18 protein-coding genes and 2 tRNA genes are annotated in these 22,656 nt (G+C 53.6%); 11 read left to right on the top strand and 9 right to left on the bottom strand.

Annotation, left to right across the window (positions count from 1 at the left end):
* Positions 1 to 12 precede the first annotated feature (12 nt).
* The 5 genes from ispG (at position 13) to der (ending at position 5,865) form a co-directional block, all read left to right on the top strand.
* Positions 13 to 1,131, top strand: coding sequence for a flavodoxin-dependent (E)-4-hydroxy-3-methylbut-2-enyl-diphosphate synthase (gene ispG, locus GRX64_RS03005; RefSeq protein ID WP_166263710.1), 1,119 nt, complete (start codon positions 13 to 15; stop codon positions 1,129 to 1,131).
* A gap of 95 nt (positions 1,132 to 1,226) precedes the next feature.
* Positions 1,227 to 2,510, top strand: a complete 1,284-nt coding sequence (gene hisS / locus GRX64_RS03000; RefSeq protein WP_166263709.1) for a histidine--tRNA ligase — start codon at positions 1,227 to 1,229, stop codon at positions 2,508 to 2,510.
* Positions 2,511 to 2,559: 49 nt separating this feature from the next.
* Positions 2,560 to 3,216 (top strand): YfgM family protein, encoded by a 657-nt coding sequence (locus tag GRX64_RS02995; protein WP_166263708.1) that lies wholly within the window; start codon positions 2,560 to 2,562, stop codon positions 3,214 to 3,216.
* Positions 3,216 to 4,379, top strand: coding sequence for an outer membrane protein assembly factor BamB (gene bamB / locus GRX64_RS02990; protein WP_166263707.1), 1,164 nt, complete (start codon positions 3,216 to 3,218; stop codon positions 4,377 to 4,379). The genes GRX64_RS02995 and bamB overlap by 1 nt, the downstream gene beginning before the upstream one ends.
* A 61-nt stretch (positions 4,380 to 4,440) precedes the next feature.
* A complete protein-coding gene (der, locus tag GRX64_RS02985; protein WP_166263706.1) occupies positions 4,441 to 5,865 on the top strand; it encodes a ribosome biogenesis GTPase Der in 1,425 nt (474 codons plus the stop codon).
* 339 nt (positions 5,866 to 6,204) lie between these two features.
* On the opposite strand, the gene GRX64_RS02980 is transcribed toward der, so the two are convergent.
* The 5 genes from GRX64_RS02980 to GRX64_RS02960 all read right to left on the bottom strand — a co-directional run bounded on the left by GRX64_RS02980 (position 6,205) and on the right by GRX64_RS02960 (position 11,191).
* Positions 6,205 to 8,622: a bifunctional diguanylate cyclase/phosphodiesterase gene (locus GRX64_RS02980; protein WP_166263705.1), complete on the bottom strand. Its 2,418-nt coding sequence runs from the start codon at positions 8,620 to 8,622 to the stop codon at positions 6,205 to 6,207.
* 311 nt (positions 8,623 to 8,933) lie between these two features.
* Positions 8,934 to 9,009: transfer RNA gene (locus GRX64_RS02975), tRNA-Glu, on the bottom strand.
* 88 nt (positions 9,010 to 9,097) lie between these two features.
* On the bottom strand, positions 9,098 to 9,628 hold the full coding sequence (locus GRX64_RS02970) for a hypothetical protein (RefSeq protein WP_166263704.1): 531 nt from the start codon (positions 9,626 to 9,628) through the stop codon (positions 9,098 to 9,100).
* A gap of 205 nt (positions 9,629 to 9,833) precedes the next feature.
* Entirely contained in the window at positions 9,834 to 10,745 is a 912-nt protein-coding gene (locus GRX64_RS02965) for a TIGR01777 family oxidoreductase (RefSeq protein WP_166263703.1), read from the bottom strand.
* A 68-nt stretch (positions 10,746 to 10,813) separates the two neighbouring features.
* Positions 10,814 to 11,191: a sirohydrochlorin chelatase gene (locus GRX64_RS02960; protein ID WP_166263702.1), complete on the bottom strand. Its 378-nt coding sequence runs from the start codon at positions 11,189 to 11,191 to the stop codon at positions 10,814 to 10,816.
* Positions 11,192 to 11,319: 128 nt separating this feature from the next.
* On the opposite strand from GRX64_RS02960, the gene GRX64_RS02955 reads away from it, so the two are divergent.
* A complete protein-coding gene (locus tag GRX64_RS02955) occupies positions 11,320 to 11,925 on the top strand; it encodes a DUF924 family protein (protein ID WP_166263701.1) in 606 nt (201 codons plus the stop codon).
* Positions 11,926 to 12,370: 445 nt separating this feature from the next.
* Positions 12,371 to 12,445, top strand: a tRNA-Gly gene (locus GRX64_RS02950).
* 171 nt (positions 12,446 to 12,616) lie between these two features.
* On the opposite strand, the gene GRX64_RS02945 is transcribed toward GRX64_RS02950, so the two are convergent.
* Both GRX64_RS02945 and GRX64_RS02940 read right to left on the bottom strand, forming a co-directional pair.
* Entirely contained in the window at positions 12,617 to 13,225 is a 609-nt protein-coding gene (locus GRX64_RS02945; protein WP_207308714.1) for a hypothetical protein, read from the bottom strand.
* Positions 13,226 to 13,306: 81 nt separating this feature from the next.
* Positions 13,307 to 14,713: a selenium-binding protein SBP56-related protein gene (locus tag GRX64_RS02940; protein ID WP_207308713.1), complete on the bottom strand. Its 1,407-nt coding sequence runs from the start codon at positions 14,711 to 14,713 to the stop codon at positions 13,307 to 13,309.
* Positions 14,714 to 15,106: 393 nt separating this feature from the next.
* Between GRX64_RS02940 and GRX64_RS02935 the strand changes: the two genes are divergently transcribed.
* Genes GRX64_RS02935 through GRX64_RS02925 form a run of 3 tightly spaced genes read left to right on the top strand, consistent with a single transcriptional unit; the run spans position 15,107 to position 18,509 of the window.
* The gene (locus GRX64_RS02935) at positions 15,107 to 15,910 is read left to right on the top strand and encodes an MOSC domain-containing protein (RefSeq protein WP_166263699.1); all 804 of its coding nucleotides are present in this window, start codon (positions 15,107 to 15,109) and stop codon (positions 15,908 to 15,910) included.
* The gene (locus tag GRX64_RS02930) at positions 15,910 to 17,823 is read left to right on the top strand and encodes an ATP-binding cassette domain-containing protein (protein WP_166263698.1); all 1,914 of its coding nucleotides are present in this window, start codon (positions 15,910 to 15,912) and stop codon (positions 17,821 to 17,823) included. The genes GRX64_RS02935 and GRX64_RS02930 overlap by 1 nt, the downstream gene beginning before the upstream one ends.
* Positions 17,823 to 18,509, top strand: a complete 687-nt coding sequence (locus GRX64_RS02925) for a DUF6901 family protein (protein ID WP_166263697.1) — start codon at positions 17,823 to 17,825, stop codon at positions 18,507 to 18,509. Before GRX64_RS02930 ends, GRX64_RS02925 begins: the two co-directional genes overlap by 1 nt.
* 11 nt (positions 18,510 to 18,520) lie before the next feature.
* Here the strand turns inward: GRX64_RS02925 and GRX64_RS02920 are convergent, their stop codons facing one another.
* Together GRX64_RS02920 and GRX64_RS02915 are read right to left on the bottom strand one after the other, a co-directional pair.
* Positions 18,521 to 18,958 carry a universal stress protein gene (locus GRX64_RS02920; RefSeq protein ID WP_166263696.1) on the bottom strand — a complete coding sequence of 146 codons (438 nt, stop codon included), beginning with the start codon at positions 18,956 to 18,958 and terminating at the stop codon, positions 18,521 to 18,523.
* 209 nt (positions 18,959 to 19,167) lie between these two features.
* Positions 19,168 to 19,980, bottom strand: a complete 813-nt coding sequence (locus tag GRX64_RS02915; RefSeq protein WP_166263695.1) for a hypothetical protein — start codon at positions 19,978 to 19,980, stop codon at positions 19,168 to 19,170.
* Between the two features lie 520 nt (positions 19,981 to 20,500).
* Here GRX64_RS02915 and fadB point away from each other — a divergent pair.
* A complete protein-coding gene (fadB, locus tag GRX64_RS02910; protein ID WP_166263694.1) occupies positions 20,501 to 22,648 on the top strand; it encodes a fatty acid oxidation complex subunit alpha FadB in 2,148 nt (715 codons plus the stop codon).
* The last annotated feature ends 8 nt before the right edge of the window (positions 22,649 to 22,656 follow it).

Here is a 22,656-nt window from a genome sequence, read left to right as displayed (position 1 = left end):
GGCTGACAAGTTATGAAACAGGAATCCCCGATTAAAAGACGCGTGTCACGGCAGATCATGGTCGGCAATGTCCCGGTAGGGGGTGATGCTCCGATCGCGGTTCAGAGCATGACCAACACCAATACCTGCGATGTCGATGCGACAGTTGGGCAGATCGAGGCGCTTCAACAGGCCGGTGCCGATATTGTGCGGGTGTCCGTGCCAACAATGGATGCGGCCGAGGCTTTTGGTAAGATTCGCTCCAAGGTGGGTGTGCCGTTGGTGGCGGACATTCATTTCGATCACAAGATTGCTCTGAGGGTTGCTGAATTGGGCGTCGATTGTCTGCGTATCAACCCAGGCAATATCGGTCGTGAGGATCGCGTCAGTGCGGTCATTTCCGCCGCACGGGATCAGGGCATCCCGATTCGTATCGGGGTCAACGCGGGTTCACTCGAGAAAGACCTCCAAAAAAAATACGGTGAGCCTACCCCGGCCGCATTGGTTGAGTCCGCCATGCGGCACATCGACATTCTGGACCGACATGATTTTCAGAACTTTAAAGTAAGCCTCAAAGCGTCGGAAGTGTTTATGACCGTCGCTGCCTACCGCCAGATCGCGAGTCAGATCGACCAGCCTTTGCATCTGGGTATTACGGAAGCAGGCGGGTTTCGTTCTGGCACGGTCAAGTCCTCCATCGGCTTGGGGATGCTTTTAATGGATGGGATTGGTGACACCATCCGGGTCTCACTGGCTGCCGATCCGGTGCAGGAAATCAAGGTTGGCTACGATATTCTCAAAAGCCTGCGATTGCGTAGCCGGGGCATCAACTTCATTGCTTGTCCAAGTTGTTCGCGTCAGAATTTTGATGTCATTCAAACCATGAACGATCTCGAAGCTCGCCTCGAAGATGTCAATACGGCGCTTGATGTAGCGATTATTGGCTGCATTGTAAATGGCCCGGGGGAAGCTCGTGAGGCAGATGTTGGCCTGACGGGTGGAAGCCCCAAGAACCTGTTCTATCTTGCGGGCCGTCCCAATCAGAAATTGGACAACACAAACCTGACGGACGATCTGGAACGCCTGATCCGCGAAGAAATTAGACGTCGTAAGGAGCAGGAAGACTCTATTATTGCACGCTCGGAGGCCTGATCCGGTCAGTGCCCGGTGGCTTTTTGAGGATGCCGGCAGAATGCAGAGTCAGAGTGCGCGCGTTTTCGTAATCATGAACAGACGAAGGTTTAAAATTGGCTAAAATTCAGGCAATTCGCGGGATGAATGACATCCTGCCCGATCAAACCCCGGTGTGGCAGTTTTTCGAGCGTACCGTTCGGCAAGTACTGAAGGCCTATGGCTACCAGGAAATTCGGATGCCAATCGTTGAGCTAACCGATTTGTTCAAGCGGTCAATTGGCGAAGTCACCGATATCGTTGAAAAAGAGATGTATACCTTTGAGGACCGTAACGGCGATAGCCTTACGCTCCGCCCCGAGGGGACCGCAGGCTGTGTCCGTGCCTCCGAAGAGCATGGCCTGTTGTTCAACCAGACCCGGCGCCTTTGGTATACAGGTCCGATGTTCCGACATGAACGACCACAGAAAGGTCGCTATCGTCAGTTTCACCAAATCGGTGTTGAATGTTTCGGCATGACCGGTCCGGATATTGATGCAGAGCTTTTGATTCTGACAGCCCGTTTGTGGTCGGCACTGGGGCTGCAGCCACACGCTCGCCTAGAGATCAACTCCATTGGCACCGCCCAGGCGCGCCGGAATTTTAAAGAGGCTCTGGTCAATTATCTGACCGAGTTTAAAGACCAGTTAGATGGCGATAGCCAACGGCGACTGGCGAGTAATCCGCTGCGTATTCTGGACAGCAAAAACGCTGAGACCCAGCGCATCCTGGATAATGCACCGGTACTCGACGATTTTCTGGATGACGAATCCATTGCACACTTTGATCGTCTGAGACAATTACTCGATGTCGCCGGGGTGTCGTATACCGTCAATCCGAGGCTTGTACGCGGCCTGGACTACTACGGTAAAACGGTTTTCGAGTGGATCACAGACAGTTTGGGCGCTCAGGGCACCATCTGTGCCGGCGGGCGGTACGACGGTCTTGTTGAGCAGCTTGGCGGTAAATCGACGCCGGCCGTGGGCTTCGCCATGGGCATGGAACGGTTGATTCTGTTGTTGGAAACCCTCAATTTGGTGCCAGACAGCGTCACCGGCGATGCCGATGTTTATGTGACAGCGATGGGCGAAACGGCCGTACCTGCGGCGATGGCATTAAGTGAAGCGATCCGCAATGAGCGGCCCGATGCTGTTGTGATAACCCACTGTGGGGGAGGCAGTTTTAAAAGTCAGATGAAAAAGGCCGATCGTAGTGGCGCCAAAGTCGCTATCATTCTCGGCGAAAATGAACTTGAGGCGGGTACGGTGGCATTGAAGCCATTGCGTTCGGATCAGCCTCAAATTGATATTGTGCAGTCGCAGGTAGCAGCTGCACTGACAGACTATTTAGGTAGCCGATAGAAAAGGCTGTCTTAACACCAACATCATCAGGACTATACCGGGAGTCATCATGGCTGAGTTGCGGACCGAAGAAGAACAGATCGAAGCGATAAAAAACTGGTGGAAAAATAATGGCAGCTCGCTATTGATCGGCATCGGCGCGGCTTTGGCCATCGTATTTGGCTGGCAAACGTGGCAAACAAAACAGGCCGAAGAGCGCAGCGTGGCTGCGTCGCAATTTGCCAGCCTGTTGAATGCGCTCAGTGAGAATAGCGATGAGAAGCGCATTGAAACGGTCACCTATATTACCGGTGATCTGCAGGAAAATTATGAAGACAGTGCTTACGCGGTATACGGATCTTTAATTTTAGCGCAACAGCAGTTGTTGGATCAGTCGAAGCTTGATGCCGCCGAGGAATCGTTGCAATGGGCGCATGCTCGGGTGGAAAAAGGCGCTCCGCTGGAGTTGGTGATTCGCAGTCGGTTGGCCCAGACTCAGCTGACTGCAGGCCGTCATGAGGATGCTCTCAAGACCCTTCGTGAAGCTGGTGACTCTGGGGCTTTCGCGGCCCTGTATGCAGAACTTGAAGGTGATATTTTACTCGCCAGTGGTGACAAACTAGCGGCGAAAGAGGCCTATCGCACGGCCCGAGAGGCGACACTCGGTGGTCGTAACGGTGTGTTAGAGCTCAAGCTGTCAGATCTTGCTGTCGGGGAGGATGCTTAATGCCTGTTGGCAATCGACCAGTCGCACTCAGCCTATGGTCAATTTTGCTATTGGGCTTGCTTGCGGGCTGTAGCACCAATGAGCCTTTTGAACAGCCGGCGCCAGTACCTGAAGTCGTTGAATCGGTAGAATTCAAGCAGATCTGGAGCATGTCTGTCGGTGATGGTCATGATGGCCAATACCTGCATCTTGAGCCTGCGCTTCTGGGGACGATGTTGTATGCGGTGTCTGCCGATGGCGTTATCGTATCTGTTGATCCGGAAGATGGTGCCATTCAGTGGCAACAGGAAATCGATCAGCGGATTATGGCCGGTATTGGGGGTGATGCAGACCAGCTCTATCTGGTCACACGCGACGCCCAACTTCAGGCGTACAGCAAGGAGCAGGGTGGTGCTCGCTGGGATGTTCAGTTACCCAATGAGGTGCTTGCAGCGCCGCAATCCAACGGCAGCATCGTCGTGGTGCAAACCATTGACGGCAAGGTGCTGGCATTTGACGTCGAGACGGGGGCAAAACGCTGGCAGTACGATGGCGTGATACCGGTCCTGACGATCCGCGCCACCGGCAAACCCTTGGTTGGTAAAGAATTAACACTGGTATCCTTTGCCAACGGGCAGCTGTTTGGGTTGTCCTCGGAAACCGGTCAGCCACTATGGCAGTACATTGTGGGTGAGCCTAAAGGCAGGACTGAGCTGGAGCGACTGGTCGATGTAACCAGTCAACCGCTGCTGTTGGACACGGCCGCCCTCGTCACCGGCTATCAGGGTAAGCTGGCCGCAGTGGATATCAGGAGCGGACAGGAGATCTGGAGCCGGAGTACTTCCAGCTTCCACGCACCGGCAATTGCGTATGGCAATCTCTTTGTATCCGAGTCTAATGGCGACATTATTGCGGTTGACGGATCAACCAGGAAAGTACTTTGGACTCAGGACAAACTCTCGTGGCGACAATCGACGCAGCCGCTGGTGACTGGGGACTATGTGTTGACTGGCGACTTTGAAGGCTACCTCTATGCGCTCTCCGTGGAGGACGGCGCTTTACAGGGTCAGCTCCAATTTGATGGTGAAGGCCTTCGCGTGCCCATGCAGCGATGGTCAGACGGCGTTATCGTTTACGGTAACGGTGGCCGCCTCGCCTTGTTGAAACCTGAAGCGAGCGATTGAAAATATTCAGCCCAGGCTGGGCTATATGCTCAGCCTGTATCCCCCTTGGTAGTGGATTACTATGACACCAGTTATTGCCCTGGTCGGACGACCAAACGTTGGCAAATCAACCCTGTTCAATCAGATGACTCGTTCACGCGATGCACTGGTAGCGGATTTCCCTGGCCTGACCCGTGACCGGAAGTACGGTGAGGGGGACTATGACGGGCAACGTTTTATTGTGATCGATACCGGCGGGCTGACTGGTGAAGAGCAGGGGCTCGACGCCGAAATGGCCAGGCAATCACTGATGGCGGTCGAAGAAGCCGATATTGTGCTCTTTCTGGTGGATGGGCGTTCAGGTCTCACCTCCGGTGATGAGGTCATTGCCAGTCAACTGCGTCGTAGTGGCAAGCAGGCACACCTGGTGGTCAACAAGACCGATGGTCAGGATCCGGATATTGCCACCAGCGATTTTTTCAGCCTTGGCTTTGAGTCGGTTTATCAGATTGCGGCCTCGCACAACCGGGGGATTCGTTCGATGCTGGAACTGTTGTTGCCAGCCGTCGATGAGGCAATGGAGCAGGACCGGGCAGATCGTTACCCCGGCATTCGCATCGGGATTGTTGGCCGTCCGAATGTCGGTAAGTCAACCCTGGTCAATCGCATGCTGGGTGAAGACCGCGTGGTGGTCTACGACATGCCCGGCACCACGCGCGACAGTGTGTACATACCTTACGAACGTCAGGGTCACGAGTACACGCTGATCGACACGGCGGGTGTGCGCAGGCGCAAGAATGTTCATGAAACAGTAGAAAAATTCTCGATCATCAAGACCCTGAAGGCCATTGAGGATTCTCACGTCGTGATCCTCGTGATTGACGCACGAGAAGGTTTGGTGGATCAGGATTTGCACCTGATTGGCTTTGTTCTGGACGCTGGCCGTTCTCTGGTGGTGGCCGTCAATAAGTGGGACGGTATGGACCCGGAAGCTCGGTCCAAGGTGAAAGAGCAAGTGAAGCGGCGTCTGGAATTCCTGGATTTCGCCGACAAGCACTACATCTCAGCGCTTCACGGCTCTGGCGTGGGGGTGATGTATGATTCGATTGCCCTGTGCTACGAATCGACAATGGCGAAGTGGCAGACCAACAAGCTCACCGCGATATTGGAAGATGCCATCTCGCAGCACCAGCCGCCGATGATTCACGGTCGTCGCATTAAGCTCAGGTATGCCCACCAGGGCGGCTCCAACCCCCCGGTCATTGTGGTGCACGGAAACCAGACGGATTCCTTGCCAGGGGCTTACAAGCGGTACCTGGAGAACACCTTTCGCCGGGTCCTGAAAGTGCGCGGTGCGCCCATTCGGTTCGAGTTCAAGTCGAGCGAGAACCCGTTTGCGGGCCGGGTCAATCGGCTAACGCCGCGCCAAAAGGTTAAGCAAGACAAAGATCTTAATCTGGGTAAGCGAGCCAAACGACCCAGGATGAAAAGTAAAAAGGGGCATTGAGCCCCTTTGGCTGTTGCTCATCGGTCGCTATGACCTGTTTTTCGCTTTCGGCCTGTTTTGCCGGCACGGCGCGTCAGCGCAAAGGTGGGTACGGTATCGTCAGCCAACGTGCCCCGGCATAGGTTGCTAACCGGTTTTATCCCGCACTCCGGCATGGAGCCGACCCTCATAACATTGTTGCTGCTTTGAACGGCGGCGGCATCACACCGCACGGGCTACCACCGGGAACCGTTGACGAAAGGACCGCCAATGGGAACGTGTTTGCACACGTATCCACCTCAGTGTCCATGAGCGAGCAGTCAAAAGGGATGGGTGAGACTATTTATTGGTTGTTGAAGGTCAGACCTTGGCGCGGTGGTTGGTGCGAATCCAGTGTTCGAATTCGCTTTCCGGTGCCGGGCGAGCATAGAAATAACCTTGAGCATAGTCACAACCTTCCTGTTGCAGGAAGTGTGTCTGCGCCTCTTCCTCTACGCCCTCAGCAATGACCAATAACCCCAGGCTATGCGCCATGTTAATAATGGCCCGGACCAGTGAGGCATCATCTTTTTCGTGCATCACATCCCGGATAAAGGACTTGTCGATCTTGAGTGTATCGAAAGGATAGCTTTTCAGGTAACTGAGCGCTGAGAAGCCCGTACCGAAGTCGTCTACTGACAGGCGAACGCCTTCTTTGTCGAGCCGTCGGAGTATTTCGGCCGTCTCAATGGTGTTGTCCAAGATGAGACGCTCGGTAATTTCCAGCTCCAGCTGCTTGGGGTCAATGCCGGACAGGTTCACCGCGTCCATCACGATCTCAACAAAACCTGGGTCCCGGAATTGCCGCGGTGATACATTGACCGCAATGCTGAGTTTGCTTCCAGTCACGTTCTGCCATCGCACGGCGGCCCTGCATGCTTCTGCGATAACCCACTCACCAATAGGCGTAATCAGTCCGGTTTCTTCCGCCAAGGGAATGAACTTGTCAGGCATAACCATGCCCATGGTCGGGTTATTCCACCGAATCAATGCCTCAGCGCCAGTTAAAGCGCCGGTTGCGGTTTCTACGATCGGCTGATAGTAAAGTTCGAATTCATTTAACTCCAGTGCACGTCGAAGGCGAGATTCAATTTGCAGTCGCTCGTGGGACACCTCTTTCATTTCAGGGGCAAAGCGTTCATAGGCACTCTTACCCTTGCTTTTGGCCTGATACATGGCGGCGTCTGCGTGCTGGAGAAGGGTGCCGCTGTTGTCAGAATCCGTCGGATAAATGGCAATGCCGATACTGGTTGTTACAAAGACTTCCTGCCCGCCCACCAGATACGGTGGCACGAACGTTTGAAGAATGCGGTCGGCCACCTGCTCTGTTGACTCAGGACCGGCCAGGCCCGGCAATATCACAAGGAATTCGTCACCACCGAGTCGAGCAACCGTGCTGGTCCCACGCAGACAACTTGAGATGCGTCGGGCCGCCTCGATCAGCAGGTTATCGCCGGCGTCATGACCCATGGTGTCGTTGATGTGCTTGAAATTGTCGAGATCCAGGAACATGACCCCGACCAGGGTGTCTTCCCGTCGTGCCTGGGCAAGTGCCAGCTTGAGACGGTCCAGAGCCAGCATGCGATTTGGCAGTCCGGTGAGAATGTCGTAATTGGCCTGGCGCAGTAACTGTTGCTCGTACCGCTTACGGATGCTGATGTCTTCACCCAGTATCAGGTAGTGCGTGACGTTGCTTTCGGAATCCTTTATGGGCGTGACGACCACTTGCTCCCAAAATCGTTCACCGCTTTTGCGGGTGCTGTTGACCTCACCTTGCCAGACCCCAACCCGCTGTACCTGTAACCGGATATTTTGCCAAAGCTGTTTGTTTTCGCGTTGGGAAAACGCATCGTCTGTCAGCATACCAGGGTGCTTGCCTTTGATATCCTGCGCACGATGACCGGTCAGTTGGGAGAATTTTTGATTGACGAATTCAATGTGCCACTGACGATCACAAATCAATACCGATGAAGGGCTCTGTTCAATGGCCTTGGACAGTTTTCTGATTTGCGCGGCGTCTTGCGCCTGGCGATCCAGATCCTGGTGCAAACGTTCACGCATCTGGTTTATCGCATCCGTCACCTGAGCCAGCTCGTCGCGGCTATTGATGACCGAGTTGGGCCGGTCCAGTCTGAGGGGTCGGTCAAGACTGTCCAGCGAGAACTGGCGAGCATAACTGGCCATAGCTGACAGGTGACGCGTGACGAAGTACTGAAAAATCCACACGATGAGGATGGATATAAAAAACGTCTTGAAAAACTGCGTGGTAAGAATAATGAACACTTTCCGCCGCATGTTCCTGTAGATTTCTTCCATGCTGGCTGTAATGGTCAGTTCGCCCAAATCGTAGAGCGCGTCACCTTCGTGAGTCAGGGTAAAAGTACGCTCTTTGGTCGAGATATTTCTGGTTTTTTCACCCATGACAAGCTCGGAATCAGGGAATATGCGGAGCCTTAGGTGAATAATGTCCGGTAGGCTTAGGATGCCTTCCATCTGAACCTGAAGCAGTTTCTGGTCCAGCGCCCACAGGCTTCGGGAAAGACTGCTGGAGTAGCTGGTTTCTATGACTGACATGCGTTCATCAATCAGCGACACGTCTTTGCGAAAATCCGTATAGATCTGGATAGCTGAGGCGGCCAGAGTAAACAAAGAGCTGAAAAGCAGTATATAAGCCAGCAGCCTGAATGAGAGAGGTGATCCCGATCGGAACTGTTGCAAGCGTTTTGACAGTGTCTGCATGCCGTTGACTTCAGTCAGCCTATTTTTCCAGGGTTGCTTGGCGGGAAGAGTCCGCTTATCCAAGGTTTTAAACCACAAATTCAATCTTTTAGACGCACTCCGAACTATAGCAGCACTTGGCGAGCCATGCTGTTCTGTGGTCTAAAATTATTAAAGAAAATTTAGCGAGCTTAAGTGTGGACTCCAGGCCTGTTCAGGACGACATTCTCAACCGCAGCTGGGCACAACAGGAGGGTGAGGGCACTATCATCCAGACACAAAAAAACCGACGATGTGTCGGTTTTAATGTGATCTCTCGAGCGCAAAGAAAGTGGCGTCCCCTAGGGGGTTCGAACCCCTGTTACCGCCGTGAAAGGGCGGTGTCCTAGGCCACTAGACGAAGGGGACACAGAGCGCTAATCGCTTGCCTCGTCGAGGAGGCGCGTATAATAAGTAAGGCGCTTTGAGCTGTCAAACATTTTGTGAAAATTAACTGTTACAGGTTGTTGTTTATACAGAACTTCAGTTCCGCGGCCAAGGCGTCGAATACGGGCAGTGCGCCTTTTTCCCGATACAGAACGAACAGGGATCTGGCGGCGGGTTTGTGCTGGTCCGCCAACTGGGGAACAACCTGATCGGCATCAGCGCCCACCAACGCGGCCATCAGAATTTGGTAGCGGGTTTTGTTCTCGCCAGCGCAAAAATAAAAATGACCATCGCGACCAGAGCGGGGTGGGGACCCAGTCAATCTGAAGACGTTGGCCGCACAGTCGGCGTACTCCGAATTCACGACCGAGAACGTTTCGAGTAAGCCCTCGCGTTCGACCGTTTGGTAGAGACTGTGCATGCGCGTCTTGGCTTCGCTGCTCAGGCCCGGTAAGGAGGCCGTGAGTGCGGCTTGGTCAAAGCCCCGATAAATCAGCTGTAACACAGTGACATACTCGCTGGTGATCAATGAGCAGGTCTCGTAGCTCTGTTTGCCATTATTAACAGCCGCATGGACTCCATTGCTCAGTAGCGCAACCATCAGCAGCGTCATTGGCCATTGGCAACATCGGATCATCTCGGCGTGGGCCTTTCCCGGAGAATTCAGTCCAAGGAGCTTATCACGCCGATTCTGGCGTCAATGTGAGCCCAGTCGCGAATCCTCCGGCCAGGGTGTGACATTAACTTGTGCCTTGTGAGGCTGTTCCGGGTGTCATCCTGCTCGCTGTGCGATTGTAGTTCCCGCATTAAACGGTCGGCGAGCCAACAGCATCCTCTAGAGCGGCGCGAAGGTCGGGGTAGTGAAACTTAAAACCAGCATCGAGTAGCCGCTCGGGCACGGCCTGTTGGCCAGTTAAGAGCAGTCGGGACATTTCGCCAAGCGCTGCTTTCAGAACGAAGCCCGGTACGGGGAAAATCGCCGGGCGTCCCAACACTGAGGCAAGTGTGCGGGTAAGCTCGCGATTTTCAACAGGATTTGGGCTCACAACATTGTAGGCGCCCGATGCGCTCTCGGTTTCGAGCATCCATATAATGGCCGCAACCACGTCTGCGCGGTGAACCCAGGGCATGAACTGATGCCCATCGCCAAGGCGCCCACCCAAGCCCAGTTTGAATGGAAGAACCATACGTTGAAGGAATCCGCCGCCGGGACCAACCACTACCCCGGTTCGCGAAAGGCAAACCCTGACGCTGTCCGTAAGTGCATTTGCTGCAGCTTCCCAGTCATTGCAAAGGCGGTTCGTGAATTCATCGTTCGGCGCCGTGGTTTCAGTGACGCGGTTACGCCCTTGGTCGCCATAAAAGCCCACCGCAGAACCGGATACCAAGACCTCAGGCTGCTGGCCAAACGACGGGATGGCGCTCACTAACTGCTGGGTTAATTTTACGCGGCTGTCTCTGAGGGTTTGTTTGCGCGCTTCGGACCAGCGCCTATCGGCGATACCTTCCCCAGCCAGGTTGATTATTGCACCGAAGCCTTTCGCTCCGTTCAACTCCGTGAGTGACTGGATCGGTGTGACCCGGCCACAACGTGCAAGCACTTCAGAATGCGGTCGGCGACTTAGAACGGTTAGCTGGTAGCCTCGATCTGCCAGGCTCTGGCACAGAGGTTGGCCGATGAAACCTGTCCCACCGGTTATCAAAACAGACTTGTCCATAATGTCTCGCCCTCTGGCTGTTGGTTGATCAGATGCCGGCCGGCTGCAGAGCGGCGACCGCTTCGCTATCAGGGGTTGCTTGCCTGCAGCGTTTGCTCAACGACATCCCGAATGGCCAGACCCAGCTGCGGATTCTCCCCAACCGGAGGGGCCAACTGGATGGACACGTCGTGAGCTGTCTCCAGATCTGCGATCATCGCGGGTACATCTTTGCGGAGATGTCGCCCTGCTGCCAAAAACAGCGGTAACACAGTAAACGTTTTAAACCCATCAACCACGGCTTGGGCAACCACCTGATCCATTGAGGGTTCGCTCAACTCCATGTAGGCCACAACGGAATCGGGAACGGCGCTGACAGTGGGCGCTGCGAGTTTTTCAAACGTATGACACCATTTTGGGTCACTGCTTCCGTGGGCGAGCAGTATGATCTTGTGTCTTGTTGGCATGTGTCGCCGGCTCCAGAATGAACTTAGTAGTAGGGGGTTAATACAGTTTAGCAAGTTCCGCGCACGGCCGGGTCGAGCAAAAAGCCATGTACGGTTTTGCGTCCACTATACAAATGGGTGATGTCTTTATGTTCGGATGGCAAGAGATATTGGATTTCTGGTTCGGCGAACTAGATGAGCAGGGGTTGCCGGATGCCTTCCATAGAAACCGCTGGTTTCGTTCAACCAGAGCCTTTGATCAGGAAGTTCGCAGGCGGTTTCTCTCGATGGTTCTGATTGCCTCGGAGAATGGGTTAGAGCACTGGCGTGAAGAGCCCGGTGGGCGTCTGGCAGAGTTGATTTTGCTGGATCAATTCACACGTAACATCTATCGGGGCGGGGCTCTGGCGTATAGCAGCGACAGGTTGGCCCGTTCGCTATGCCGGCAAGGCTTGGACCGATCCACGGATCTGACGCTACCCTATATTTTCAGGGGGTTTTATTATATGCCGCTACAGCACTCGGAGCGCCTCGCGGATCAACAGCTCAGTGTTCAGTGTTATGAGCAGCTTGTCGCGTCAGCGGATGGTTTGGCTAAGCAGTTTTTGGCCAGTTTTCTGCAATCAGCCAAGGATCATTGCGCTATTATTGAGCAATTTGGACGGTTTCCGCATCGCAATAAGGTGTTGCAGCGAATTTCAACCATCGAAGAGCAAGAGTATTTAGAGAATCAGGGTAAACGATTTGGTCAATAAATCCCCGGTGAGTCGGGGCGTGTTTCACGGTGTGCAGGTTGGAATGCCTGCGAACAGGTTTTGTTACCAGCGGTGTTTCGTGACCCCGCCCCCTTTTTTGGGGGTGAGCCTGGCCAAGCCCTACCGGAGTGCTTGGATTCACTGCCTTGGGCAGGTGCAGTCGCGGATTGATAGGTCTGATTTGCGACAAGGCGGTGTACGGTTCTTCGGAGAAGAGTGGGGGCTGGTTTTTACCACGGACTTTATGATGAAAGATTTGAGCGTCAGCGCTTGGCTTTCCTGGTGGTGGCGGTGATGGGTTCGACTCCTACGGGGAAAGTTAAAAACGGTGTTGCACCCGGCATAGGGCCTACGTATAATCCGTTTCCGTTGTTGGCCGGAAGCTTATTTTGCAAGCGTTGAGCCGGTAACAATGTAGCCGGTTTGCAGTGGCACAGTGTGTATTGCGGGAATAGCTCAGTGGTAGAGCACAACCTTGCCAAGGTTGGGGTCGCGAGTTCGAATCTCGTTTCCCGCTCCAAAAACAGTGCCAAGGCAAATTCTGTAAAAAACGCCCCTTAGAGGCGTTTTTTGCGTTTCAGGGCCCTGAAAAACCAAGACCGGCAAGCCGCTGAACCAGGGGGTTGACAAGGATGAGAGGAAGAGCGATTTCTGACGGCGCCCCCACTACGGGCAGGGTTGCCCTGTGTGCTTACCTTGTTTGAATCAAAGCGGTGCCCGCGCCAATGAATCCGACGAGGATAAGGCTCAGCGCCCAGAGCACATCCAGATTGAACCAGCTGCGCGACAGAAACCTCAGCCCAAGCCAGACATAGGTCACGACAGCAAGCCCGCTGCCCGCAAGGCTCATCGCAGCGGTATGTACGACAGCCACTAGCAACGCAAATCTAAGGTTATTGCCCATCAGCGCACTCGCCGCCTCGTGGCCAGCGTCACGCATGCTGGGATCGCTCTCCATTTCCATCCCCATCCCCAGATAGATGGGCACCAGCATCAGCCCCGCACCATGGGCCATGGCAGCGAGGAACGACCAGAGTGCAAGTCGGCTCGGTGGCACCCGCGCGAGAAAACGGGGATGGCGCCGGTAGATCAATAGCATCAGGCCCATCGACAAAACCAGCAGCCCGGCGCCAATGCGTAATTCCCGTTCCCACGTGACAAGAGCCGTCATGAGCGAGAACGGCAGTAGAATCGCCAGCATTGCGAGAAAATGCCCACCGGCCAGCGCAACCAGTGCCACTGGCATCGCAGAGGATCGGCGTTCCATCAGCGCAGCCGACACCGCCAGGGGCCATCCCATGCCTGGGCTCACCCCGTGATAGAGCCCTGAAGCGATGACGGCCCACCAGAGTGCCGCCACCGCTGTTGACTCACCCAACACTCAAACGTTCGGATAGCAAAAGCTATCGGTGGAGCAGTCGCCCCCTTCCAGCCGGATCTGATGGCTTCGATAGCCTTTGGGGAAATCGACCCAGAAATCCTTGTTCAGGATCAGTCCGCCACTTTCCCCTGCGTCAGCGCAAACCATCGCCGCCCCCCGATCACCAGGATAGAATTGATCGTCCCAAGTGGAGTAAAGCGAGTTGGTCCAATAGACGCGTTTGCCGTCGCGGCTGATTTCCACCATCTGCGGACCATAGCCAAAGTCCTGGCCGTTGGGGTGTTTGTGTTTGGCAACAATACCTCCGATGTCGACTTTACCGGCAAGCGTCGGGCGCATCGGGTCGGAAACATCGTATTGATGCATTTCCCCTAGGCCCCAACAGGAGACATAAAGGAATTTGTCGTCCAGGCTCAAGTCAATATCCGTGATCAGCGGAGGTACTGCCGAAAAGCCCTTTAGCATGTCTGGAAGATCGGCCGGCTCCGTTGGGACGGGATCGATCGTAATGGTTTTTTTGGCCTCGAATGTGCCATCCTCATTTCGCCACCAGGTAAATACCGCGCCCTGTAGGTTGGTCGTATCCACCACAACGCCGCAAAAGCCATATTGCTTGGCGGGGTCGTGTGCGGGCCGGATTTCCAGCGCCATCTGGTGGTTGGCACCGAGATCGATGGTCTGGATGTTTTTGCGCGCGCGCAGGTCCCAGAAATGGATGTGGTGTCCGTATTTGTTGCTGAGCAGGTCCTCTGCCACCAGGCCGTTCTCGAACTGCGGCGGCAGGCCCCACTCGGAGCTGACCATGTAGTCACGGGGCAGGTTCCACCAGAAGTCGTAGTGCTTGTCCTGAATGCCCCGGTCCATTTCATAACGGCCAAGGATATCGAAGGTTTCGCAATCCATGATGAAAATGCCCGGAGGGCCATCGGTCCCATCCACGCCGCCGCCGCCTAATGTCGATACATAAATCCCCTCGGGTCCGCAATGTATGGTGTGGGGGCGCGAATAGCCGGTTTTAGCGAACAACTCTTCGGGTTCGATGATCTTGTGAATTTTGGCTTCCAGCGGCTCCTTTACATCGATCACGTAAATGCGGCTGGAACGGATGCTGGGGATAATCAGGTAGCGGCGTTCAAGAAACGCATGACCGCTGAGCGGTGACAAGGAGGAGGAGCAAGCGTTCCAGCCAAAGTGGTGAAACTCGTCGCCTTTGTTGGGCATGAAAAGGCTGTGAACAATCTGAGCGTAGGTTCTTGATGTGGGATCCACGTCGATTACCGCCAAACCATCCGGCTGAGAACCATCCGGACTCAACAACACTGTGAATGCGAGCGTTTCTACCGGGGCTTCCATAGCCATTTTTGCGGTCGGGTGGAATGTTGGGTCGGGTCTGAGGTTCATGGTCATCTCCTTCCTGGAAATTGAACACTGTTTGGGCTACTGACTGACCTTCGCGCGGTCCGGACACTTTGGCTCGCTCCCAGGATCCATTCAGCATTGGCTGTCTGTCCGTATTGTCCAAATATCGACCGGAACACCTTCGACGCGATGGTTTATTGTACTGCTCATTTCTCATCATTGGCATATGAAAATAGTGCTGGAGCGGTGTTCAGCTTCGAATTTTAAAGCCCGGTTTTAATGACTGGGTTTTTTCGCTTTGCGATCTGAAACCCAGCCCATAGTGCGTCTGTTTTCGCGTATACTGTCGAGCTTGAAAATCAATAGCGCTTGCTGTTGACGCGCTGTAATGAAACCAGATGTATGTTGCTTCCCCAGGAAGAATGTCCGGCCAGGTCCCTTATGCACGTTCAATCATTGTACGTCTACCCCGTCAAGTCACTGCCTGGGATCGCTGTCGAGCAGCTGGCGCTGGATCAGTTTGGGCCAGCTGGGGATCGCCGGTGGATGATTACCGACGATTATGGCAACTTCATTTCTCAACGTTCCTTGCCCAAATTGGCCAAAGTCCGGGTCCGGATTGAAGAAAGCGTCGTTTTTATCGGCGTGCCCGGTTACGGAGAGTTTCCTCTCGAGCCTGGGCGGGACACTCGCAACGTGATGGTCTGGGATGACTGGCTTGGTGCTATTAGCGCCAAAAATGGGCCGGCACAAGCGTTAAGCCAGTTTTGCAGTAAGCCTTTGGATATCGTGTATATGCCAAACGACAGCTTTCGGGCGATCGATCGGGTATGGGTGAAGGATCGTCGCCGGGTGGGGTTTGCCGATGGGTTCCCATTTCTGATCGTTAATCAGTCATCACTTGATGAATTGAATGAGCGACTGGAAATCAAAATCGATATGCGCCGGTTCCGCCCCAATATTGTCGTCAGCGGCGCGGCGCCTTGGGCTGAAGACCAATGGGCCGCCATGACTATCGGGGCCGCTCGTTTCGATTTGGTCAAGCCTTGTTCACGATGTGTCATGACGACGGTAGATCCCGTTACTGGTTCCAAAGCGGCCGATCAGCAACCTTTGAGAACTCTGGGGAGTTACAGAATGCAAATTGGTGGAGTAATTTTTGGCATGAATGCAATACACGAAGGCAGCGGCCCGGTGACCCTGGGAGACGCTGTGAGACTTGATGAAATGGGGAAGAATCAATAATGCCGTTGTTGACACTGGATAACCTGTCGCTGGCGTTCGGGTTACAGCCCTTGCTGGATCAGGCATCCCTGACGATTGAATCGGGCGAACGTGTGTGCCTGTTGGGCCGCAATGGTGAGGGCAAGTCGACCTTGCTGAAAATTGTCAGTGGTGAGGTTACCCCGGATGGCGGTACCGTTCGTCTGGATGACGGCGCCGTGCTCGCCGTGCTGCCACAAAATCTGCCTGCCCAGGACCGCCGGTCTGCCTACGAGGTAGTGGCCAGTGCGTTTCCGGAAACGGGCAGTTTACTCTCTCAGTTTCACGCACTATCGCAGTCGGCAGACGAACAGAGCCTTGAACAGTTAATGAAGGTTCAGGAGCGTCTGGAAGCGCTGGATGGGTGGCGTCTTGATCAGAAGGTAACAGCGATTCTGGCGCAGTATCGAATTGACCCGGACCAGACCCTGGATACCCTGTCGGGAGGTTGGCAGCGCCGGGTTTTGCTGGCACGAGCGCTGGTCGGGGAACCTGACATTCTGCTGCTGGATGAGCCCACCAACCACCTCGACGTGCCGGCTATCGCATGGTTGGAAGAAGCGCTCGGGCAATTCCGTGGTGCCTTGTTGTTTGTAAGTCATGACCGGGCCTTTATCCGGAGTATGGCTACCCGCATTGTTGAGCTTGACCGTGGGCATTTGATCAGTTTTGCCGCCAATTATGATCGTTATCTTGAGCTTAAAGAGAAGGCGCTGGAAGAAGAAGATCGACAAAATGCACTGTTCGACAAGCGCCTTAAGCAGGAAGAGGTCTGGATTCGTCAGGGTATCAAAGCTCGGCGCACTCGGAATATGGGGCGTGTTAGAGCGCTCAAAGCCATGCGTGAAGAGCGTCAACAGCGCAGAGAGCGTGGCGGTACCGCGGTATTTGCGGTTGAGGATGCCGCTCGGTCAGGCAAATTAGTGGTAGAGACGCTTGAGGCTGGCTTTGGCTACAGTCAAGACCAGGCAATTATTGAAGACTTGAACATTACCGTCATGCGCGGTGACAAAATTGGTCTGATTGGCGAGAACGGCACCGGTAAAACCACTCTGGTCAGACTGTTGCTGGGTGAACTCGAAGCCACTGAGGGCAGCATACGTCTGGGAACCAATCGCGAAGTGGCTTATTTCGACCAATTGCGTGCAGAGCTGGATTTATCCCTGAATGCGCTCGATAACCTGGCAGAAGGTCGGGAGTTCATCGATATCAATGGCCAAAGCAAACACGTTTTGGGCTACCTGCAGGAATTCCTGTTCTCGCCAGAGCGGGCAAGGTCTCCTGTCAGTGTGTTTTCCGGTGGTGAGCGTGCCCGATTGCTATTGGCCAAGCTCTTTAGCAAGCCTGCAAATATCCTGGTGCTGGATGAGCCGACCAACGACCTGGACGTCGAAACTCTGGAGCTTTTGGAATCCCAATTGGTAGAGTTTGCCGGCACGGTGGTGGTGATCAGCCACGACCGGGAGTTTCTCGACAATGTCGTAACGGACACCTTGTTTCTGAATGGTTCTGGCAAAGTGGCAAACTACGTAGGGGGCTACAGTGATTGGCGTCGGCAGGGGGGCCGATTCCCCGCGGAGGAGCGGGTAGGGAAGCCGAGCGGAAAGGCGTCAAAATCGGGGGCGGGAAAAGCGGCAAAGCCCCAAAAACAACCCACATCGCAAAAGCCGGTAAAACTTAGTTACAAGTTAAAGCTGGAGCTTGAGCAATTGCCGGGCAAAATAGAGGTTCTGGAACAGGACGTGGCGCAACTCCAGACTGAAGTGACGGCGACAGACTTTTACTCGCGGCCCTCTGGTGAGGTCACAGCGGCACTGGATAAACTGGCAGAAATAGAAGCGCGCCTGGAGCAGACCATGGAGCGTTGGATGGCATTAACAGAACAGGCTACTTAATGAACATCACCTATACCTTCGACCTGAAGGATGCTCGCAGAATTGAATTTAAAGTCAGCGATCAGGTCGGACCAGCCAGACCGTCCGCAGTGGCTGATCTGCCCCAGTGGACACGTCTGGAGTACTGCAAATGCTCTAATTGTCCTCTGAAAGCGTCCGATAGTGAACATTGTCCAGCCGCTGTAGAAATGCTGCCCGTGGTGGCAGCGTTTCGAGAAGAGGGTGCTTACCAGCCCGTTGACGTCAAAGTGGCCGATGAGCGCCGAACGTATCAAAAAGAGACAACGCTGGAGGAAGCCCTGCGTTCGTTATTGGGTTTGAAAATGGCCATGAGCGGGTGTCCGGTATTGTCGGAACTCAAGCCAATGGCCGTGCATCACTTGCCGTTCGCTACCTCTGACGAGTTCATCATGCGGAGCGTTTCTCACTACCTGTTGCAGCAGTATTTTGGTAAGCGTCATCATCAGACGCCAGACTGGGAACTCAAAGGTTTGGTTGAACGTAACCAGCGCCTGCAGCTGGTTAATCAAGCGTTGTGGCAGCGCATTCACTCTGTCTGCAAAGGCGACAGTAATCTGAAGGCGCTGCTTAATTTCTTTTCAATGGCGTCCAGTGTCAGTTTTTCCCTCGAAAGCCAGCTAAGAAAGCTCGAATCTCGGATGAATGGCAATTCGAACGGCCAGTGATTGAGTACTGGCTATTGGTTGTCTATTCTCACGGCCAGAACGTCACAGGTGGCGCCGTGAAGTACGCCATTAGCGGTTGACCCAAGCAGTAACTGGAACCCTTTGCGTCCGTGGCTGCCCACAATGACCAAATCGGCGGAGAGCTCCTTGCACAGACGGTGAATCTCCGACTCCGGTCGCCCGACGGTTACAATCTGGTGATCCTCGGGGATCCCGTATTCGTTACCGTACGCCCTCAACTGGTCCTTAGCCGCCTTATCAAGTTGCTCCTGTAACTCAGTGAGGTCCATCGGGATGTCGCCCCCATAAGCATAGCCGACGGGTTCAACCACATGGACAAGGATCAGTGCAAAGTCGTCGCCCTCATGCAGGGCCTTGGCTTTGTTCAAGACTTGCGGCGCTTCTTCGGTTAAATCGATGGCGACCAGTACTTTTTTGTATTGAGACATGGATCTTCTCCTCTGGATTGCGCACGACTCGATCAATACTTCGCACGGATAGTTTTATTTTAGGTCATTTTTTGGGGCTTATAATTGCCAGAGATCAAAAATTTGCGATCACGATCACTGTTTGGTCAGACGACAGGAAGGGTAAGGGCAGTTCAAGAAAAAGTGTACGCAGGAGCGAGTCGATGGTGACTCGCTCCTGCGAGGTGCGTTCAGGCGGTTTTGCGCAACATGGCTATCGTGTTCGCCAGGCCGTCCAGAATGCCTTTCGAGTAACGGTCAATGATGAACGGCACATTGTCATCGTTGTAGTTAACGTAGGAGCCACGAATGAATTGCCACTTTGAAGAAACACTATCAATGGTCTTTTTAAGTTCGCCGCTGGCGCTGCCAGCATTGAGCCGATCCATGAGTTGGTCAAATTCTACCGCTTGTTTATCCAAAGGCGTTGCGGTCGCTGCACCCTGAAAAGTCTGTGCAACGGAGGAATTGGAGCGGGCTGAGTATTTTGACATCATTTGAGCCATCAGCACTGCTGCAGAACGAGCGGCCTCTACCCGGTCATCGGTATCCGTTTCCGAGCTCTCTCTTGCGCTTGCATATAATTCCGTCGAAATATCCCCCAGCGCTTGAGCCTGGTCGGCCAGTTCGGACATCATCCGTATGTCCGGATAGCCATTCTTGCGAACATCGTTAATATTTTGCCGCATTAAATTTTTGAACTTGTCGAACTCAGTTGTCAGTTCACCCAGTTGGTCACTATTCAATACGTCTGTGCCGCTTTCATTGACCGTGTTCAAGGCACTATTGGCACTGTTGATGCTCTCAACAACTTCGTTGAGGATGTCGGTGGCTCCATTAGCGCTGAATTGGTAGAAGGCATTCAATCCAATAAAATTACTGATTCTGAACGCATGGATATTGTCCAATAACGGCGATTCTTCAGCCTTTACCGAGAACGATGCGATTAACAACAAGGACAGCCCGGCAATGAGCGAGCGGGTTCGGAGGCGAGCGTCTTTCATCGGATGATTTCTCCGTTTTTTCAGTTTTATTATTGTATTCCTTGAGCCTGGCCAAGCGTGTGTCGGCTCGGGACGAGCGGCTTTAACAAGACGCATCGACAGGCTGTCAGGCTATTGGACTAAAGTACGAGTTTGAAGTTAAAGTAAGTCCAGCGGCCAATCAAGCAGTTTTCGTGGTGGCGGACCTGATTAAATTGTAACTAACTATTGCAGGTAGCCGCCAGTTCTTGAGTGGCTTCTAAAGAAATTAGCTTAATTCTTTGAAAAATAACAATTGAATCCGTTTTCATTTGAGCAAGCCAGTCCTTTCGGCAGCCATCCGGCGTTCCGGCCCGTAAGAAACAAATTGACAAACGCATCAAATTTTTTCATCGTGTGGCCCTCTCGATTCAAACGACTGTATGAATTTTGGATCGAATGATCGGGCAGTGACCGAAATATTGCTGCAGAACAGGCCATCGACGGCAGGTTGTTCGTTGATGACTGCAAGCAGTTCCAAACACAGACTGGAGATCAGTTGATGATTTACGAAGGTAAAGCCATCACGGTTAAAAAGATCGAAGGCGGAATCGCTCAGCTGGACTTCGACTTGCAAGGCGAGTCAGTTAATAAGTTCAATCGCCTCACCATCGAAGAGCTCCGCGCCGCGACCGACAAACTGAATGCTGAAAAAGATCTGAAGGGCCTGGTTGTGACCAGCTCAAAAGACAGCTTCATTGTTGGTGCAGATATCACGGAATTTACAGACCTGTTTGCCGGATCAGAAGACGATCTGATCGCAAACAACCTGACGGCTAACGCTGTATTCAGTGCCATTGAAGATTTACCGTTTCCAACAGTGACCGCCATCAATGGCATTGCACTGGGTGGTGGTTTTGAAATGTGCCTAGCAACTGACTATCGCGTCATGGGGCCGAAGGCAAAAGTTGGCCTGCCTGAAGTCAAACTCGGTATCTTCCCGGGATTCGGTGGCACCGTTCGTCTTTCTCGCCTCGTCGGTGTGGACAATGCTGTCGAGTGGATCTGTGGCGGCGCGGAAAACCGAGCTGACGCAGCATTGAAAGTAGGTGCCGTTGATGCGGTAGTTGAGAATGACAAACTGGTTGAAGCGGCAGTCAAGCTGATCGATCAGTGCAATGAAGGCAAACTTGACTACAACGCCCGTCGCGAAGAAAAGAAGGGCAAGATCAAGTTGAACGCCATGGAAAGCATGATGGCGTTTGAAATCTCCAAAGCCTTTGTTGGTGGGAAAGCTGGCCGCAACTACCCGGCGCCGGTGGAAGCGATCAAGGTCATGCAGAAGCATGCCGGTCTGACTCGAGACAAAGCCATTGAAGTTGAAGCCAAAGGTTTTGCCAAAATGGCGAAAACCAACGTGGCGGCGTGTTTGGTTGGCCTGTTCCTGAATGACCAGGAACTCAAGAAAAAAGCCAAGCAATGGGAAAAAGAGGCCAATGACGTCAAATTGGCGGCGGTTCTGGGTGCCGGCATCATGGGCGGCGGTGTTGCTTTCCAATCTGCGCTGAAAGGCACTCCGATCCTGATGAAGGATATCAATCAGGAAGGCATTGCCCTGGGCCTGAAGGAAGCCAAGAAGTTGCTTGCCAAGCGTGTTGATAAAGGCAAGATGAAGCCTGATCAGATGGCGGACGTGCTGAATAGCATCACGCCGACGCTGAACTACGGTGATTTTAAAGGCGTTGATCTGGTTGTTGAAGCGGTCGTTGAAAATCCGAAGGTTAAAGACGCTGTTCTGAGAGAAGTCGAAGACTCGGTTCGCGAAGACACCATTTTGACCTCTAACACCTCGACCATCTCCATCGATCTGCTGGCTAAGAATCTGAAGCGCCCTGAAAACTTCTGCGGTATGCACTTTTTCAATCCGGTACACATGATGCCGTTGGTTGAAGTTATTCGTGGCAAGAAGACCAGTGACCGAGCGATTGCTACCACCGTTGCCTATGCCAAGGCGATGGGTAAGACACCAATCGTTGTTAACGATTGCCCAGGCTTTTTGGTCAATCGGGTGCTGTTCCCTTATTTCGGTGGCTTCATTGGATTGGTACGCGATGGCGCGGATTTCCAGAACGTCGACAAGGTCATGGAAAAGTTCGGTTGGCCGATGGGTCCTGCTTACTTGCTGGATGTGGTCGGCATGGACACCGGAAAGCACGCGGGCCAGGTTATGGCTGATGGCTTCCCGGACCGCATGAAGCATGAAGGCACCACCGCTATTGATGTCATGTTTGACAACAACCGGTATGGCCAGAAAAACGAAAAGGGCTTTTACAAGTACGAGCTCGACCGTAAGGGCAAGCAGAAGAAAGTGGTTGATGAAGAAACCTACAAGCTGCTGAAGCCCGTGGTTCAGTCACAAAATGAATTTAGTGACGAAGATATTATTGCGCGGATGATGATCCCGCTGTGCCTGGAAACCGTTCGCTGCCTGGAAGATGGCATTGTGGAAGCACCGGCAGACGCCGATATGGGTCTGATCTTCGGTATCGGCTTCCCGCCGTTCCGTGGTGGTGCGCTGCGTTATATCGACGATATGGGCGTTGCCGAGTTCGTCGAACTGGCAGACAAGTACGCAGATTTAGGTCCCTTGTATCACCCGACCGACAAACTGCGTGAAATGGCCAAGACTGGCAAAAAGTTCTTTGGCTGATCCTGAAC

The sequence above is a fragment of the Marinobacter caseinilyticus genome, from assembly GCF_011074955.1.
GTDB classification, from domain to species: Bacteria; Pseudomonadota; Gammaproteobacteria; order Pseudomonadales; family Oleiphilaceae; genus Marinobacter; species Marinobacter caseinilyticus.
The sequence above is the reverse complement of the archived record's forward strand: the minus strand, read 5'-3'. Positions and strand labels throughout refer to the sequence as shown.

Excerpts from the sequence above, each read along its gene's own strand:
- ispG (WP_166263710.1), top strand. The coding sequence starts at position 13 with ATGAAACAGGAATCCCCGATTAAAAGACGCGTGTCACGGCAGATCATG.
- GRX64_RS02995 (WP_166263708.1), top strand. The coding sequence starts at position 2,560 with ATGGCTGAGTTGCGGACCGAAGAAGAACAGATCGAAGCGATAAAAAAC.
- bamB (WP_166263707.1), top strand. The coding sequence starts at position 3,216 with ATGCCTGTTGGCAATCGACCAGTCGCACTCAGCCTATGGTCAATTTTG.
- der (WP_166263706.1), top strand. The coding sequence starts at position 4,441 with ATGACACCAGTTATTGCCCTGGTCGGACGACCAAACGTTGGCAAATCA.
- GRX64_RS02980 (WP_166263705.1), bottom strand. The coding sequence starts at position 8,622 with ATGCAGACACTGTCAAAACGCTTGCAACAGTTCCGATCGGGATCACCT.
- GRX64_RS02970 (WP_166263704.1), bottom strand. The coding sequence starts at position 9,628 with ATGGTTGCGCTACTGAGCAATGGAGTCCATGCGGCTGTTAATAATGGC.
- GRX64_RS02965 (WP_166263703.1), bottom strand. The coding sequence starts at position 10,745 with ATGGACAAGTCTGTTTTGATAACCGGTGGGACAGGTTTCATCGGCCAA.
- GRX64_RS02960 (WP_166263702.1), bottom strand. The coding sequence starts at position 11,191 with ATGCCAACAAGACACAAGATCATACTGCTCGCCCACGGAAGCAGTGAC.
- GRX64_RS02955 (WP_166263701.1), top strand. The coding sequence starts at position 11,320 with ATGTTCGGATGGCAAGAGATATTGGATTTCTGGTTCGGCGAACTAGAT.
- GRX64_RS02945 (WP_207308714.1), bottom strand. The coding sequence starts at position 13,225 with ATGGGATGGCCCCTGGCGGTGTCGGCTGCGCTGATGGAACGCCGATCC.
- GRX64_RS02940 (WP_207308713.1), bottom strand. The coding sequence starts at position 14,713 with ATGACCATGAACCTCAGACCCGACCCAACATTCCACCCGACCGCAAAA.
- GRX64_RS02935 (WP_166263699.1), top strand. The coding sequence starts at position 15,107 with ATGCACGTTCAATCATTGTACGTCTACCCCGTCAAGTCACTGCCTGGG.
- GRX64_RS02930 (WP_166263698.1), top strand. The coding sequence starts at position 15,910 with ATGCCGTTGTTGACACTGGATAACCTGTCGCTGGCGTTCGGGTTACAG.
- GRX64_RS02925 (WP_166263697.1), top strand. The coding sequence starts at position 17,823 with ATGAACATCACCTATACCTTCGACCTGAAGGATGCTCGCAGAATTGAA.
- GRX64_RS02920 (WP_166263696.1), bottom strand. The coding sequence starts at position 18,958 with ATGTCTCAATACAAAAAAGTACTGGTCGCCATCGATTTAACCGAAGAA.
- GRX64_RS02915 (WP_166263695.1), bottom strand. The coding sequence starts at position 19,980 with ATGAAAGACGCTCGCCTCCGAACCCGCTCGCTCATTGCCGGGCTGTCC.
- fadB (WP_166263694.1), top strand. The coding sequence starts at position 20,501 with ATGATTTACGAAGGTAAAGCCATCACGGTTAAAAAGATCGAAGGCGGA.